We start from the raw sequence: 14,985 nt of genomic DNA on the forward strand, positions 1-14,985 counted from the left end.
CAAAAGTGAAAACCGGTTTTGGGGGCACGATATGAACAAACAAAAGAGTTGATTCGGTTACCGGCCCGGTTATGCGCCACCAGCGCATGTAGTTTGACCGGTGCGGCAGCTACGCGGCTTCGATGCTCGGCCGCTAGGAGAAGATAAAGACTATGGCGACAAAGGAAAAGGAAGAGGTCGAGACCGAACGTGAAGGCGCCACCGATGGGCCTCTGCTCGACCTTTCCGATGATGCTGTCAAGAAGATGATCAAGGCCGCCAAGAAGCGCGGCTATGTGACTCTCGACGAACTGAACGCGGTGCTGCCGTCGGAAGAGACCGATCCGGATCGCATCGAAGACATCAATGCGATGCTGTCCGACATGGGCATCAACGTGGTCGAGGACGACGATCAGAGCGAGGAGCCCGAGGCCGCCGACAGCAATGCCGACGCCGAGGAAGACGCCAACGAGCTGGCCGAGCAGACCGGCACCGCCGTCGCCGCCACGACCACCAAGAAAGAGCCGACCGACCGCACCGATGACCCGGTGCGCATGTATCTGCGCGAGATGGGCTCGGTCGAGCTCCTGTCGCGCGAGGGCGAAATCGCGATCGCCAAGCGCATCGAGGCCGGCCGCGAGACGATGATTGCGGGCCTCTGCGAAAGCCCGCTGACCTTCCAGGCCATCATCATCTGGCGTGACGAGCTCAACGAATCCAAGATCCTGCTGCGCGAGATCATCGACCTCGAAGCCACCTATGCCGGCCCCGAAGCCAAGCAGGCGCCGGTGGTCGAGCGCATCGAGGAGGCGCCCAAGGCCGAGGACAAGCCGAGGCGTGGACGCGACGAGGAAGACGACATCACCAATGTCGGCGCCGACACGCGCGGCCTGGTCGATGACGACGAGGAAGACGAGGACGAGGCGAGCCTGTCGCTGGCGGCGATGGAAGCGGAATTGCGCCCGCAGGTGATGGAGACGCTCGACGTCATCGCCGACACCTACAAGAAGCTGCGCAAGCTGCAGGACCAGCAGGTCGAAAACCGTCTGGCCGCGACGGGCACGCTGTCGCCCAGCCAGGACCGCCGCCTGAAGGAGCTGAAGGACCAGCTGATCAAGGCGGTGAAGTCGCTGTCGCTCAACACGGCGCGCATCGAGGCGCTGGTCGAGCAGCTTTACGACATCAACAAGCGCCTGGTGCAGAACGAAGGCAAGCTGCTGCGCCTGGCCGAAAGCTATGGCGTGCGCCGCGAGGAATTCCTCAAGGAATATCAGGGATCCGAGCTCGACCCGAACTGGACGCGCTCGATCGGCAACCTGACCTCGCGCGGTTGGAAGGAATTCACCAAGAACGAGAAGGACGCGATCAAGGATCTGCGTTCGGAAATCCAGAACCTCGCCACCGAGACGGCGATCTCGATCCTGGAATTCCGCAAGATCGTCAACCAGGTGCAGAAGGGCGAGCGCGAAGCCGCGATCGCCAAGAAGGAAATGGTCGAGGCCAATCTGCGCCTCGTCATCTCCATCGCCAAGAAATACACCAATCGCGGCCTGCAGTTCCTTGACCTGATCCAGGAAGGCAATATCGGCCTGATGAAGGCGGTCGACAAATTCGAATACCGCCGCGGCTACAAGTTCTCGACCTACGCGACATGGTGGATCCGGCAGGCGATCACGCGTTCGATCGCGGACCAGGCGCGCACCATCCGCATTCCGGTGCACATGATCGAGACGATCAACAAGATCGTGCGCACGTCGCGCCAGATGCTGCACGAGATCGGCCGCGAGCCGACGCCGGAGGAACTGGCAGAAAAGCTCGCAATGCCGCTCGAAAAAGTGCGCAAGGTCTTGAAGATCGCCAAGGAGCCGATCTCGCTCGAAACCCCTGTGGGTGACGAAGAGGATTCGCATCTGGGCGATTTCATCGAGGACAAGATGGCGATCCTGCCGATCGATGCGGCGATCCAAGCCAATCTGCGCGAGACCACCACGCGCGTTCTGGCCTCGCTGACGCCGCGCGAGGAGCGGGTGCTGCGCATGCGCTTCGGCATCGGCATGAACACCGACCACACGCTGGAAGAAGTCGGCCAGCAGTTTTCGGTCACCCGCGAACGTATCCGCCAGATCGAAGCCAAGGCGCTGCGCAAGCTCAAGCACCCGAGCCGGAGCCGCAAGCTGAGGAGCTTCCTCGACAGCTGATACCGGCAACAGACCAGCATTCGAAAAGGGCGCCGACGGCGCCCTTTTTGTTGCCGGGTGAAGGCTCTTGTCGCCCATCTCCGTCGGGAGGATACTTGCCTGGTCGGATGCATGTTCTGGGCGAAAAACCGGATGTCCGCCCCGGCTGATGTCCTCAGCCGTGCTCCGTGGCGCCGGAGGGAGGTGTGTGATGACAACCTACATCCTGCTGATGAACTGGACGGAACAGGGCGCCAGAAATATCCGAGAGTCGCCGAAGCGGCTCGATGCCGCCAAGAAGCAACTGGCCGACATGGGCGGCTCGTTCAAGGCGTTTTACCTGACTATGGGCGAATATGACATGGTGGCGATTATCGAGGCGCCCGACGACGCTGTGCTTGCTCGTTTCGCCCTGATGCTGGCAACGGGCGGCAGCGTCAAGACGCGAACGCTCAAGGCTTTCCCGGAATTTGCCTATCGCGAGATCGTCGCCTCGCTTGGATAGCGCTGGGCGCGGGTCCGTGCGGCTCGGCGTCATATTGCGGGGCCGTGCCGTCAGGGCGATAGTCGCGCCATGTCCAAGCCTGCGCTGACCGTCTGGTACAACACACGCTGCCCCGTCTGCGATGGCGGCATCACCAGGCAGAAACGGCGGCTGATCGAGGCGATCAAGGCCGGGCGGATCGAATTCCGCGACATCAACCTCGAACCGGCGGCGCTCTCTGGCTACGGCGCCTCGCTGGAGGACATACGCCGCCGGCTGCATGCCACCGATGCCGAAGGCAGGCTGCTGGTCGGCGCCGATGTCGCGGTTGCCGTCTGGCGGGCGACGCCGGGCGAGGGCTGGCTGGCGACGCTCTTCGGCAATCCGGTCGCGCTGCCGCTGACACGCTTGGCCTATGATCGTTTCGCCGATCTTCTCTATGCCTGGAACCGGCGCAAGGCTCGCTGATAGGGAGGCAAGGCCCGAAGACTCTGCGGGCCTTACCGTCATGGGCGTTACCGGGACGCCGGCTCGCAAAGCCAGCCGACAATGCGGCGCACCGCCGGCAGCACCATGAGCAACGTTGGGAACGCTACCAGCCAGGACAGGCCCCAGGCAGTGAGCCAGACAGCCGGCAAATCAGGTTGCAGTCCAAGGCTTTTCAGCGTCGATATGAGCGAGACGATGAAGGTCATCAGCAGCGACAGCACGAGCGGACTGACGATCGCGGCATAGCGCGCCGGCAGCTTGCCGCGCTTACGGGTCGTGGTCATTTTTGGATTTTCCTGAAACATCCGGTCCGTCGCATTTGGCATCCATTGCGCCGGGTTTCCGGCGGAACTGCCCGGAAAGACCGGGGTGGATGCGTTGCTTGACGTCAGACGCTTACGGAGAGGTTTTGGCCCTCACGCGCTTTCTAGCTGCCGGCGGCGGCGAAATCAACCTTCTGGCGCCGCCTTTAGATACATCGTAAGATATATCTTGACTCGTCGGCGGGGTAAGCCTAATTAAGATGTATCGTAAGATATAACTCAAGGAGCAATTCATGCATAGACATCATTCCTTTGGCGAGCGCGCCGAGCGCGCATTCCTGCACATGGCAGGCAAATTTGGTGGAAGAGGGGGCGGCGGCTTTGGTCCGTTCGGCCACGGCGGACGTGGCGGTGGACGCGGCGGCCCGGGCGACATGTTTCGTGCCGGGCGCATGCTGGCCGACGGCGATCTCAAGCTGATCACGCTGTCGCTGCTGGCCCAGGCGCCGCGCCACGGCTACGACATCATCAAGGCGCTGGAAGAGCGCACCAGCGGCATCTACAGCCCGAGCCCGGGCGTCGTCTATCCGACGCTGACCTTCTTGGAAGAGGCCGGCTATGCGGCTTCAGCCGCCGACGGCAACAAGAAGGTGTTTTCGATCACCGAGGCGGGCCAGGCGCATCTCGCCGAGAACCGCGAGATGATCGACGGCGTGCTCGAGCATCTCGAGCGCTTCGGCCGCAAGATGGCCAAGGCGCGGGACTGGTTCGGCTGGAACGACGACGGCGAGGAAGGCGGACGGCGTGGTGGACGGGGTCGCTCAGAAGCCCGCGACGAGTTCCGCGCCGTGCGCCACCGGCTGCGTGCCGCGCTCGGCGATCTCGTCGACGCGCCGGCTGAAAAGCAGGCCGAGGCGATTGCAGTCCTGGAAGCCGCCGCTGAAGCCCTGGAAGCGCTATCGCTAGGTTGACCTTGGCGGGAACCCTTGCCCGTTCTACTTAGGAACGGTACTGAAAATCATCCTGCACCGCGAGACGTGGTGCAGGGTGATTGCCGTTGGAGGAAGCCACATGTCTTTTCTGAAACGTCTTTTCGGTGGTGGCGGCGGTGAGGCGGGCGAGTCCAAGAGCGCAGCACCGGCAAAGCAGGTTGAGCACAATGGATTTTTGATCAGCGCCACGCCCTACAAGGCGGAGGGCGGCCAGTACCAAACTTGCGGCGTGGTTTCGAAGGAAGTCGACGGCGTGATGAAGGAACACAAATTCATCCGCGCCGATCGCTTTGCCGGACTGGACGACGCCGTCGACATCTCGATCAAGAAGGGCATGCAGTTGGTCGACGAGCAAGGCGAGAGGATGTTTGGGTAAGGGCCTGCGGTGGCCAACATTTGCACCGGTTGTTTATCTTTTCCCCCGATTTCCGCTCGATAATTTTTCGGCCTATGGCTCCGGCATCCCACTCATCTTTTTGAAACATTCGTCAAACGACAGATTACGACAGAGGTCGCGAAGAACGCCTGCGGGCACTTGTTGTGTGGCATCGGGCCGTGAGAATGTTTTCGCGGGCTCATTTGAGCCAGAAAGCGCAGCAGCAAGTTTAACAAGCACAAAGATGATCATAACCCATACCCACCCGGAAATAGGTGATTGACGCGCCGAACCGGTGGCTTGGCTCGATGGTGCGATTGTTTCGGGCTCAGGGTCCTGTTGCGGCGCGGACGCCATACGATATTGGGGTGCCGTCTCAGGATCGATTAGCGCGTGCAACCAGTCAAGCTGTTGACGCTCCCAATAGTTTGGTCCGCGATTGCGTGTCCAGCCAAAGCGTTCGTCAAGCAAGTCAAGCAAGCGCTGCATCATCCAGGGCTTGGCCGACGGACGCTGCCGCTCGCCGAAGCCTGATTGTTCGCAAACATAGGTCCGCATGCGGGTTTCAAACTCTTGAATGTCATCAATCGTCTGTAGGAGCTCGCCATCCAGAATTGCCAGCCAGCTGTCTATTCTCTGCCATTTTCTTGGTTCGGTGATAAGCGACTCGACAGCTTTCATGGCGCGAAGGGCAGGCGCTTCGATGGCAATTGAAGCCGTGCGGGCTGGAGCCGCTTCTTTCCGTGCATCTGGTTCGATATTTTCGATAAGGAGCGTCTCGATATCATCTTCCATGGCCCGCAAAGCGCGTGCTTCGAGGATAGCGGGAAGCGGACTCTCGTTGGACAGTGGCACGTTCTTCAACGCGGGCGTGTCGGTGTCTTCGGCAATTTGTGTCTCGTCAGGGGAAGTAATTTTCTTGAAATACTCCCGCCGGTTGACCTGATCGCGCGCCTGCTCGAATGCGTGACGCAATGCAATGAAGCTGTCGCGATTCTCATCGACGTTGATTAGTTTGAGCTTTGTAGCGTAGGCGCGCTTGATCTCGCGTTCGGTGACGTCTTCCCGGTCGGATATTCCGAGCATGGAAAACACGTCAATAAACATCGTACTTCTCTAACGCTTCGAGTTTTCCCGTGATTTGGGATCGCACTGCGGCGATTTCCTTGGGATGTTGCCGGGCAAGGATTGCCTCGAATTCCCCAAGCCATGCCGACAACATCTTGCGTTGCGGCCCCAAGGCGTTTTCAAAAGCTTTCGTGATGCGCGCGACGAGCGCCGCGTTAACCGCTTCTTCGCGTGGATGGATTTTGATCCGTTCAAGTTCTGCCAGGCGTTGCAGAATGTCTTTTTGCGAAAGAGCGCCCGGATTGCCTTCTATGACAAGTCGATGAGCCTTGCCATTGGTGACGACCGTTGCGATGACTTCAAGCACTCCGGACGTATCGTAGGTAAAGCGAACATCGACCGCTTCATTTGCGTTGCGGTTGACGGGAACAGGAACGCTCAATGTACCTATCTTCACATTGTCGCGTACCAGCGGCGCCTCGCCCTGAAAGACATTGAGTTCCACTTTCTGCTGACCAGGAACTACAGTATTGAAACGCTCAACCCGGCTCGCTGGAATAACCGTGTTGCGCTCGATGATTGGAGCAAAATATCCGGGCAGGGTTTGGCTATTCGGTCCGACTTGATGATTTGTCTCGATACCCAAGGTGAAGGGTGAAACATCGGTCATGACGATGTCGTCGAGCGCCTGATGCCGGGAAGCAAGCCCGGCCTGTACCGCCGCGCCCAAGGCCACGACATGATCAGGGTCGAGATCATGTTCCGGAAAACGCTTGAAAAGCTTGGTTATTGTAGACTTGATGATTGGCATTCTCGTTGCACCGCCAACGAGAATGATCCGGTCGACCTGGTCGTTGCTTAGGTTTGCGTCGCGCATCGCGCGCTGTAAAGGGGCCTTCATCCGGTTGACTAACTGCGTCGTTGCCTCCTCAAAACGATCTGCAGAGACGGAAAGATGCTTCTGTTCGCTGTCCAGGACATATCGGATATCGGCGTCTTTGCTGGTTGAAAGCTTGTGCTTTGCTTCGTCAGCCAGCGCACGCAGCCGTGACAGATCTCCCTTTCCCAAATCTTCACGGCCAAGATCCTTGCCCAACAACGCCACAAGGATATCCGTGAAGTCTTCTCCGCCCAGAAATGCGTCCCCGGCCGACGCTCGCACCTCCATGACGCCAGAAAACATCTCCAGAATTGAAACGTCGAATGTGCCGCCGCCAAGATCCACGACAAGAAAGGTGCTTTCATCGTCCTTGCGATGCAGGCCATAAGCCAAGGCAGCCGCGGTCGGTTCATTGATCAGCCGGCTTACCTTAAGACCCGCGAGTTGTGCGGCAGCGATCGTTGCCTTGCGTTGCACATCGTTGAAGTAGGCCGGCACGGAAATAACCGCATCGTCAATAGGGTGCTGGAAATGCGCCTCGGCGTCCGCTTTCAAGGAGCGCAGAATGAACGCGGACAACTCTTCCGGTCGAAATGCCTTGCGGCCGAGACGAACCATGTGATCCGTGCCCATATAACGCTTGAATCGTGCCGTGCTTATATCGGGATTGGACACGAGCCTGTCCTTGGCTGTCTGGCCGACCAGCAAGTCACCATTGTCGCTAAGCCCCACGGCAGAAGGCGTCAGAAAAGCGCCGATGAGCTACCAACGAATTGGTCGTGCCAAGGTCAATGCCGAGAATTGGGAACTCAGACAAACAAGTCTCCATGAGCGGTTTCGAGGTGGCTTGTCATTAAGACGTATGTGACTTGCGCATACTGTATTTGGCATAAAACTCAAAATGGAACTTATCTGAATGATAAAACCCGTGTGAAGAAAATTCACCCGACAACGCGTACACGGTTACGTGGCGATCTCGCGGCGCGTTTCACTACATGCGCTACTCCGTTCCGGTCGACATTCGTGCAACAACAAAAGAGGCAGGCGCCGGATGAACTGACCCCATAAAGTTGGACGGTTCATTGAGTTGGTAGGTTTAAGGGCTGGTTCCTGTATTGCACAGGGGCCAACCCTTTCAGTTTCAGTTTGATGCGGCGGTGGTTGTAATAGTCGATGTAGTCCGTGATGGCGTCCTCCAGGCTTTGAACGGTGTCGAAGGTTCCGGGATGTAAGAGCTCGGATTTGAGGATGGCAAAGAAGCTCTCCATTGGAGCGTTGTCGAGGCAATTGCCTTTGCGTGACATGCTCTGTTGGAGGCCTCTGGCTTCCAGCCTGCGTTGGAATGCCGACATCTGATACTGCCGTCCCTGATCGGAATGCAGGATCGGCCTTTCGTTCTCACCAAGCCGGGCGAGGGCTTTGGTCAGCATATTGTCCACCATTTTGAAGCGTGGCCGCCGCGCCGTCTCGAACGCGACGATCTCGCCATTGTAGAGATCCATGACCGGGGACAGATAGAGCTTGTCGCCGGCCAGGCTGAACTCCGTCACGTCGGTCACCCATTTGCGGTTGGCGCGGTCGGCGCCGAACTTGCGCTGCAACAGATCGGGAGCGGTCCGCCCAGCCTCGCCCCTGTAGGAGCGATACTTCTTCGGCCTGACCAGCGACTTCAATCCCATCCCGGCCATCAGGCTCTGGACGGTCTTGTGGTTGACGCGCCGGCCCAACCGGTGCAGTTGCGCAGTCACCCGGCGATAGCCGTAGCGACCCTTGTGGCTGTCGAAGATGGCCTTGATCGCCGCCTTCAGCGCCGTATGGCGGTCCGAGCGCTTCGCTGCTTTCTGTCTGTAATAGAACGTGCTGCGCGCAAGCTTCGCCAGCTCGAGCAGCCCGCTCAAGCGAATGCAACGGCCTTAACGCCTGGACGGCTTGCGCTTTTTGGGCGCGTGTCCCTGCGTTAAGGCCTCCAGTTTTTTTAGGTAGTCGTTCTCCATCCGCAGATGCTTCAGCTCAGCCAGCAGTTCTTCGCGGCTTTTGGCCTCGTCACTGGCTGCAACAGGCACTGCGGGGGACGGCGGCTTTGACATGGGTCGTCCTCTGGGACGTGGGCCGAGCGCCTCTATCCCGCCCGCATGATAGCGCTTCTCCCAGCCCGTCAGGCAACTGGCATTGCGGATATTGAACAATGCAGCCGTCTGCCGATACGACAGACCTTCCTCCCACATTCGCTCAAGCACCGACAGCCTGAACGCCGTGTCATAACGATCGTACTTACCAGATAGCCCGGCATCGCCATGCGCCTGGTACAACGCAACCCACTTGCGAACAGTGGCCGCATCAACGCCATGCATCGACGCCGCACTCGCGTAGCTCTCATCCCCGCCTAAATAGCTATCGACAACCGAGCGCTTGCAACTCTCGCCGTGTCTGGACATGCAAAACCCCGAAGGTTGTGTCCAACTTTCGGGGGTCAGTTCACGGAGCGCCTGCCTTTTTTAATGCAGGTGGGAAGGGCCTGCGCTTACGCCGCTGCAGCAACCTGCTGGCTCGCAGCCACCACGGCATCGACCTTGGCCGTCGCATTGGCGAGCGCGGCGGTCACGGCGTCGGGACCCATGCCGACGCCTTCGATCCGGATGACGTCGACGTCGGTCATGCCGAGAAAGCCGAGCACGCCGCGCAGATAGGGGATGGCGTGATCGAACTGCACGGCCGCACCTTCGGAATAGATGCCGCCCGAGGCGAGTACGATATAGACCTTCTTGCCGGTGACGAGGCCCTTGGGACCACTCTCGCCATAAGAGAAGCTCTTGCCGGAGCGGGAGATGTGATCGACCCAGGACTTCAGGGTCGAGGAGATGTTGAAGTTGATGAAGCCGGTGGCCAGGATCACGGTGTCGGCTGCGAACAGTTCGTCAAGCACGATGTCGGAGACGCCGACGACTTCGGCCTGGCGCGGCGTGCGGGCTTCAACGGGGGTGTAGATGCCGGTCGCATAATCGGTGTCGATATGCGGCAGCGGGTTGGCCACGAGGTCGCGTACGACGAGCGTATTCGACGGGTCGGCGGCGACGAGCTTTTCAGCGAATTCGGTAGCGATACGGGTCGAGTGCGAGGCAGCGCCGCGCGGGCTCGAGGTTACAAGCAGGATAGACATAGCGGTTCTCTCCAGTGGGAATTGATTTCTCCCGCCTGATATGGGCCTACCGACCCATTTAAAAAACCGGTATATTATCTATATGATCCATCCATAAAGTAGGTATGCCGTGCAACCCAATCCGACGCTCGACCAATTGCAGATCCTGGTTGCGGTCGCCGACACCGGCAGCTTCTCAGCCGCCGGCCGCAAGCTTAACCGCGCGCAGTCCGTCATCAGCTACGGCATCGCCAATCTTGAAGCGCAGCTTGGCCTGAAACTGTTCGAGCGCGAGGGCACGCGCGAGCCGCAGCTGACCGAAATCGGCCGGGCGATGCTGGAGGACGCCCGGCGCATGGTCGGCGTTCTGCAGCGCATCCGTTCGCGTGCCGACGGTCACCATCAGGGGCTGGAGGCTGAAGTTGCGCTGTCGGTTGACGCGGCGCTGCCCTCGCCAGTGCTGGTGCGCGTGCTGAAGGCGTTCGAGGCGCAGTTCCCGACCGTGATGATGCGACTGCATATCGGCACGCTCGGTCTGATCCCCGACCATGTCGTCAGCGGACAGTCGGATCTTGGCATCGGTGGCTTGCTGGGCGAGGTCGACGTGCATCTCGTGCGCATCGGCTTCATGTCGATCGTGCTGGCTGCCGCCCCCACCCACCCTCTGGCACTGCTGCCGAAACCGGTGGCGCTCGAGGATGCGCGAGAGCACACCCAGCTGGTTGTCAGCGACCAGTCGGAACGCACCAAGGGACGCGACTTCGGCGTCTTTGCCTATCGTACATGGCGGCTGACAGACGTGCGTATCAAGCATACGTTGATGCGCGAGGGGCTGGGCTGGGGCGGGTTGCCGCGCTGGCTGATCGCGGACGATTTGGCCAGCGGCAGGCTGGTCGAACTCGACCTTGAACCTTTTAGCGAGGTGCGCTCATCGCTCTATGCCATGCACCGCGCCGACCGCAGCCCGAAACCGGCGGCGGCCTGGCTGATCGACCAGTTCAAACGCCAGCTCGGCTGCTTCAACGAGTTCGACCCGGACGACCTGCCTGAGGATGAGCCGGAGACAGCCCATCGATCAGAGCCATGAGCACGGCGCGATAGTCTTCGGCCGAGGCGCCGGCCTCGACGGCAAGTGCTGCGCGGTCGAAGGCAGCGGCGAGCAAAGCGGTCAGCGCATCGGCCGGCAGTCTGGTCATCGACTGTTCGCGCATCGCCGCAACCAGGCCTTCGCGCAGCGACCGGTTGCCGTGGCGATTGTCGATCGCATCCATGGCGACGCGGCCAAGCACGGCCGGTCCGTCGAGCAGCAAAAGCCGCGTGCGGCCGGGCGCGCGCATGGCGGCGAGATAGGCGTCCGAGCCGGCAATCAGCGCATTGCGGGCAAACAAAGAAGGCGGCGAGGCGCGCTCGATCTCTTGCGCCACCGCCGCCGCCTCCTGCTCGACCACAGCGGCAAACAGCGCCTGCTTGTCGGCAAAGTGGTGATAGAGCGCGCCGCGGGTGACGCCGGCGGCCGCAACGATCTCCGGCGTGCCGGTCTCGGCATAGGACTTTTCGATGAACAGTTTGCGCGCCGCAGCGATCAGGTCGGCGCGCGTCGCTTCGGTGCGGTCGCGGTTGGAGCGGCGCGGGGTTTCTCGTTGCATACATGCAGCCTGTATGTTATTTCGAATACATGCAAACTGTATGTTGGCTGACGGGAGAAAGAAAGATGAAGACGACGAGCTATTTATCCGGTGCTGATGACGGGCGACGTAGCCGGCACAAAAGCCTTCTATATCAATCACTTCCGCTTCAAGCCGCTGTTTGCGAGCGACTGGTATGTGCATCTGCAGTCTGCCGAGGATCGCCGGGTCAATCTCGGTATCGTCCAGGGCGACCACGAGACGATCCCCGAGGGGGGGCGCGGCCGCACATCGGGGCTGCTGATCAATTTCGAGGTGAGGGATCCTGATGCTGTCTATGAACGGATCGTTGCGGCCGGCCTACCGATCCTGTGCCCGCTGCGCGACGAACCCTTCGGCCAGCGCCATTTCATCACCAGGGATCCCAATGGCGTGCTGATCGACGTCATCAAGCCGATCCCGCTCAGCCCGGAATTTCAGGCGCAATTCGCGGCGGGCGCGGCGGGCGCCTGAACAATGGCAGCAAATGTCGGCAGCGGCTCCGGCCGCTGTGGCCGGACCCGCACCGTGCGGTCTATGTTGGTGATGTTGAAGCTGGGCCTGCCGCATGCGTGACATCTGCCTTGTTCGTGCGCCATCCAATCTCGGCCTTCGGCCCTTGGAGCCGGGCCATGTGCCCGGCACCTGGCGTGCGCCGCAGGCGCTGAGCGAAGCTGGTTTGATCGAGTCGCTGGCGCCGGGGCGGGTGGTCGATCTCGACAGACCCGCCTACAGTACCGAACCGCAACCGGGCACTAGGCTGCGTAATGGTCCGGCGATCCGCTGCTTCAACCTCGATCTTGCCGAGATCGTCACCGGTGCGCTTGGGCAAGGCGAGTTCCCGCTGATCATCGGCGGCGACTGCTCGATCCTGCTTGGCGCACTGGTCGCCGCGCGGCGCTCGGGCGCGGTCGCCCTGGTCCATGTCGATGGCCACAGCGATTTCCGCCATCCCGGCAACTACGATGTCAATGCCTCACTCGGCTCGGTTGCCGGCATGGATCTGGCACTTGCCACCGGACGCGGCGAGGCTTTGCTGGCGCAATGGCCAGGTGTTGTCGGTCCGCTCGTCGCCGACGAGGCGGTGGTTCAGATCGGCGAACGCGAGAGCCGCGATGCCGATTTTGCCTGGCCCGACATCAATGCGACCGCCGTGACGCGCATCGACGTCTTTGCCGCGCAGGAACTCGGCGCGGCTGGAGTGTTGCAAAAGACAAGAGCGACGCTGGCGCGCGCCGGCTGTCCCTACTGGCTGCATCTCGATGTCGATGTGCTCGACCAGACGGTGATGCCGGCGGTGGATTCGCCCGGCAGCCCCGGCATCGACCCCGATGAACTCGTTGCCATTCTGTCGGCGCTGACAGCGGACCAGCGCTGCACCGGCTTGGACATGACGATCTACGATCCCGACCTCGACCCGACCGGTGACCTTGCGCGACTGCTGGTGTCGCTGCTCGGGCGGGTGCTCAACCCTCGATAAGGGCTCAACTCGCCCTTGCTACCGGCGTCACCGTCACCTGGCTGACGCCGGTGCGGCGCACCACGGTGCACAGCGTCTCGCGGCCGATGCGTTCGGCGTCGAGCATGCGCACGAGGTCGTCGACGCCGGTGACCGGGCGACCGTCTATTGACGCGATGATGTCGCCTTCCCTGAGGCCGGCCTTCGCCGCGGGTCCGTCTTTCTCGACGCTGCGCAGCCGTACCGCCGTACTGGTGGTCACTTGCGACAGAAGGGCGGCGCGGCGCGGCAGGTTGGTGGTGTCGGCGGAGATGCCGATGAAGGCACGGCGCACGCGGCCGAAGCGGATGATCTCCGAAATGACGAAATTGGCGGTGTTGGAAGCGACCGCGAAGGCGATGCCTTGCGCGCCGTGGATCATGGCGGTGTTGACGCCGATGACCTCGCCTGCCGACGACACCAGCGGTCCGCCGGAATTGCCGGGATTGAGCGCGGCATCGGTCTGGATGACATCGTCGATCAGCCGCCCGGTCGAGGCGCGCATCGAACGGCCAAGTGCGGAGACCACGCCTGACGTTACGGTCCATTCGAAGCCGAGCGGATTGCCGATGGCAATGGCGATCTGGCCGCGCCGCAGCCGCTTGGAATCGCCGAGCGGCGCGACTTCGGTGAAGCTGCCGTCGGCGCGCACCAGCGCGATGTCGGTGTCAGGGTCGCGGCCTAGCACGCGGCCTTCGCTGGAGGCGCCGTCGGGCATAGAGACGCGCACCGTTTTGGCATCGCCAACGACATGGAAATTGGTAACGACCAGCCCGTCCGGCGCGATGACGAAGCCGGAGCCATGGCCACCTTGGCCACCGACGCGCTCGATGCGGCAGACGGCTGGGCCGATGCGGTCGACGGCGTCGGCGACTGTCGTCGAATAGGCGTCGAGCAGTGTGTCGTCGGTTTCGAATTTGTGGGCGGCGAGGGCCATTGGCGGGGCTCCGTGTTTTCAGGCGCGATGATGACTATATGTGCGGAGCGGCTCGAACTGCCGCGACCTGACCAGATGGCCAGTCACACCAGTAACTAGCCGTCAGACGAGTACCTCCGGGCGCACTGCCGAGCGATATCTGGGGCATGAGAAAACCCAGGAGATCATCATGAGTGACTTCAACCTTAATGCATTTTCCGAGGCCATCGCCGATCTCGCCGCCAAGGCTGCGCCGGCAACGGCAAGTTTCACCACCCATCACCATCGCACCGCCAGCGCCTTCCACTGGCGTGACGGCTATTTCGTCACCGCCGAGGAAGCTGTCGAGGCCGGTGAGGAGATCGAATTGACATTGGCTTCGGGCGAAGCGGTGAAGGCCGAACTGGTCGGTCGCGATCCGTCGACCGGCGTAGCGCTTCTGAAGCCGGCCGGCGCGGTCGCGGCGCCTGCGCTCGCCAAGGCTGACGCGGTACGGCCCGGCAATCTTGCCATCGCCATCGGCAGCAGTCAGGGTTCGGCGCTGGCCGTCTCGGGTTCGGTCGGCGAGGTCGGCCCCGCCTGGCGCTCGATGCGCGGCGGCACCATCGATCGGCGCATCAATCTCGCCGTCAATGCCGGCGGCCGTTTCGAGGGCGGGCCGGTGCTTGACGCCAAGGGCGCGCTGATCGGCATGCTGCTGTTCGGGCCGCGTGGTCGTGCGCTGGTCATGCCTTATGAGACGGTCGAGCGGGCCGTGGCGACGCTGCGTGAAAAGGGCCATGTCGCGCGCGGCTATCTCGGCGCCGGCCTGCACCCGATCCGTGACGGCGCGGCGCGCGGCGCCATGGTCATGAGCCTCGACGACAATGGTCCGGCCAAGGCCGCCGGCCTTGCGCTGGGCGACATCATCGTGGCGTGGAATGGCGAGGCCGTGCACGGCCCGCGCGAACTGATCCGAAAGCTCGGGCCGGATAGCGCGGGTGCCGCGGTGACGCTCGGCGTGGTGCGCGGCGGCGAGCAGCGCGATGTCGCGCTGACCGTCGGTGAAAAGCCGCTGAGCTGA

The 14,985-nt window shown here is 61.6% G+C and carries 14 protein-coding genes and 2 pseudogenes; 9 read left to right on the top strand and 7 right to left on the bottom strand.

Going from position 1 to position 14,985, the window contains the following annotated elements:
- Positions 1-152 precede the first annotated feature (152 nt).
- From rpoD to NKI10_RS01245, 3 genes are all read left to right on the top strand, one after another.
- Positions 153-2,177: an RNA polymerase sigma factor RpoD gene (gene rpoD / locus NKI10_RS01235; protein WP_023672446.1), complete on the top strand. Its 2,025-nt coding sequence runs from the start codon at positions 153-155 to the stop codon at positions 2,175-2,177.
- A gap of 190 nt (positions 2,178-2,367) precedes the next feature.
- Entirely contained in the window at positions 2,368-2,661 is a 294-nt protein-coding gene (locus tag NKI10_RS01240) for a GYD domain-containing protein (RefSeq protein ID WP_023733294.1), read from the top strand.
- Positions 2,662-2,730: 69 nt separating this feature from the next.
- Positions 2,731-3,108 (top strand): thiol-disulfide oxidoreductase DCC family protein, encoded by a 378-nt coding sequence (locus NKI10_RS01245; RefSeq protein WP_352740765.1) that lies wholly within the window; start codon positions 2,731-2,733, stop codon positions 3,106-3,108.
- 47 nt (positions 3,109-3,155) lie between these two features.
- On the opposite strand, the gene NKI10_RS01250 is transcribed toward NKI10_RS01245, so the two are convergent.
- Entirely contained in the window at positions 3,156-3,413 is a 258-nt protein-coding gene (locus NKI10_RS01250; protein ID WP_352858093.1) for a DUF2798 domain-containing protein, read from the bottom strand.
- Positions 3,414-3,685: 272 nt separating this feature from the next.
- Here NKI10_RS01250 and NKI10_RS01255 point away from each other — a divergent pair, with 272 nt between their 5' ends.
- Positions 3,686-4,363, top strand: a complete 678-nt coding sequence (locus NKI10_RS01255; protein ID WP_352858095.1) for a PadR family transcriptional regulator — start codon at positions 3,686-3,688, stop codon at positions 4,361-4,363.
- Between the two features lie 100 nt (positions 4,364-4,463).
- The gene (locus NKI10_RS01260) at positions 4,464-4,760 is read left to right on the top strand and encodes an HlyU family transcriptional regulator (protein ID WP_352858097.1); all 297 of its coding nucleotides are present in this window, start codon (positions 4,464-4,466) and stop codon (positions 4,758-4,760) included.
- A gap of 72 nt (positions 4,761-4,832) precedes the next feature.
- Here the strand turns inward: NKI10_RS01260 and NKI10_RS01265 are convergent, their stop codons facing one another.
- From NKI10_RS01265 to NKI10_RS01280, 4 genes and pseudogenes are all read right to left on the bottom strand, one after another.
- Positions 4,833-5,867, bottom strand: coding sequence for a hypothetical protein (locus NKI10_RS01265; protein WP_352858099.1), 1,035 nt, complete (start codon positions 5,865-5,867; stop codon positions 4,833-4,835).
- Positions 5,857-7,467, bottom strand: a complete 1,611-nt coding sequence (locus tag NKI10_RS01270) for an Hsp70 family protein (protein WP_352858637.1) — start codon at positions 7,465-7,467, stop codon at positions 5,857-5,859. The genes NKI10_RS01265 and NKI10_RS01270 overlap by 11 nt, the downstream gene beginning before the upstream one ends.
- A gap of 320 nt (positions 7,468-7,787) precedes the next feature.
- Positions 7,788-9,143 (bottom strand): annotated as a pseudogene (locus NKI10_RS01275) (IS3 family transposase).
- An 86-nt stretch (positions 9,144-9,229) separates the two neighbouring features.
- Positions 9,230-9,865, bottom strand: coding sequence for an FMN-dependent NADH-azoreductase (locus NKI10_RS01280; RefSeq protein ID WP_352858101.1), 636 nt, complete (start codon positions 9,863-9,865; stop codon positions 9,230-9,232).
- A 109-nt stretch (positions 9,866-9,974) separates the two neighbouring features.
- On the opposite strand from NKI10_RS01280, the gene NKI10_RS01285 reads away from it, so the two are divergent.
- The gene (locus NKI10_RS01285; protein ID WP_023683802.1) at positions 9,975-10,931 is read left to right on the top strand and encodes a LysR family transcriptional regulator; all 957 of its coding nucleotides are present in this window, start codon (positions 9,975-9,977) and stop codon (positions 10,929-10,931) included.
- Here the strand turns inward: NKI10_RS01285 and NKI10_RS01290 are convergent.
- A complete protein-coding gene (locus NKI10_RS01290) occupies positions 10,864-11,490 on the bottom strand; it encodes a TetR/AcrR family transcriptional regulator (protein WP_352858103.1) in 627 nt (208 codons plus the stop codon). The genes NKI10_RS01285 and NKI10_RS01290 overlap by 68 nt on opposite strands.
- Before the next feature lie 65 nt (positions 11,491-11,555).
- Here NKI10_RS01290 and NKI10_RS01295 point away from each other — a divergent pair.
- Together NKI10_RS01295 and NKI10_RS01300 are read left to right on the top strand one after the other, a co-directional pair.
- A pseudogene (locus NKI10_RS01295) lies at positions 11,556-11,982 on the top strand (VOC family protein).
- A gap of 94 nt (positions 11,983-12,076) precedes the next feature.
- Complete coding sequence (locus tag NKI10_RS01300) at positions 12,077-12,988, top strand: arginase family protein (protein ID WP_023672458.1); 912 nt, start codon at positions 12,077-12,079, stop codon at positions 12,986-12,988.
- Between the two features lie 4 nt (positions 12,989-12,992).
- Here the strand turns inward: NKI10_RS01300 and NKI10_RS01305 are convergent, their stop codons facing one another.
- On the bottom strand, positions 12,993-13,943 hold the full coding sequence (locus tag NKI10_RS01305; RefSeq protein WP_352858106.1) for a S1C family serine protease: 951 nt from the start codon (positions 13,941-13,943) through the stop codon (positions 12,993-12,995).
- Positions 13,944-14,112: 169 nt separating this feature from the next.
- Between NKI10_RS01305 and NKI10_RS01310 the strand changes: the two genes are divergently transcribed.
- On the top strand, positions 14,113-14,985 hold the full coding sequence (locus tag NKI10_RS01310) for a S1C family serine protease (RefSeq protein WP_023705828.1): 873 nt from the start codon (positions 14,113-14,115) through the stop codon (positions 14,983-14,985).

The sequence above is a fragment of the Mesorhizobium sp. M0802 genome (genome assembly GCF_040320115.1).
GTDB lineage: Bacteria > Pseudomonadota > Alphaproteobacteria > Rhizobiales > Rhizobiaceae > Mesorhizobium.

What these genes read in the sequence shown, in the direction of transcription:
- NKI10_RS01245 (WP_352740765.1), top strand. Translation starts at nt 2,731, where the DNA reads ATGTCCAAGCCTGCGCTGACCGTCTGGTACAACACACGCTGCCCCGTC.
- NKI10_RS01290 (WP_352858103.1), bottom strand. Translation starts at nt 11,490, where the DNA reads ATGCAACGAGAAACCCCGCGCCGCTCCAACCGCGACCGCACCGAAGCG.
- NKI10_RS01305 (WP_352858106.1), bottom strand. Translation starts at nt 13,943, where the DNA reads ATGGCCCTCGCCGCCCACAAATTCGAAACCGACGACACACTGCTCGAC.
- rpoD (WP_023672446.1), top strand. Translation starts at nt 153, where the DNA reads ATGGCGACAAAGGAAAAGGAAGAGGTCGAGACCGAACGTGAAGGCGCC.
- NKI10_RS01255 (WP_352858095.1), top strand. Translation starts at nt 3,686, where the DNA reads ATGCATAGACATCATTCCTTTGGCGAGCGCGCCGAGCGCGCATTCCTG.
- NKI10_RS01310 (WP_023705828.1), top strand. Translation starts at nt 14,113, where the DNA reads ATGAGTGACTTCAACCTTAATGCATTTTCCGAGGCCATCGCCGATCTC.
- NKI10_RS01280 (WP_352858101.1), bottom strand. Translation starts at nt 9,865, where the DNA reads ATGTCTATCCTGCTTGTAACCTCGAGCCCGCGCGGCGCTGCCTCGCAC.
- NKI10_RS01300 (WP_023672458.1), top strand. Translation starts at nt 12,077, where the DNA reads ATGCGTGACATCTGCCTTGTTCGTGCGCCATCCAATCTCGGCCTTCGG.
- NKI10_RS01240 (WP_023733294.1), top strand. Translation starts at nt 2,368, where the DNA reads ATGACAACCTACATCCTGCTGATGAACTGGACGGAACAGGGCGCCAGA.
- NKI10_RS01250 (WP_352858093.1), bottom strand. Translation starts at nt 3,413, where the DNA reads ATGACCACGACCCGTAAGCGCGGCAAGCTGCCGGCGCGCTATGCCGCG.
- NKI10_RS01260 (WP_352858097.1), top strand. Translation starts at nt 4,464, where the DNA reads ATGTCTTTTCTGAAACGTCTTTTCGGTGGTGGCGGCGGTGAGGCGGGC.
- NKI10_RS01265 (WP_352858099.1), bottom strand. Translation starts at nt 5,867, where the DNA reads ATGTTTATTGACGTGTTTTCCATGCTCGGAATATCCGACCGGGAAGAC.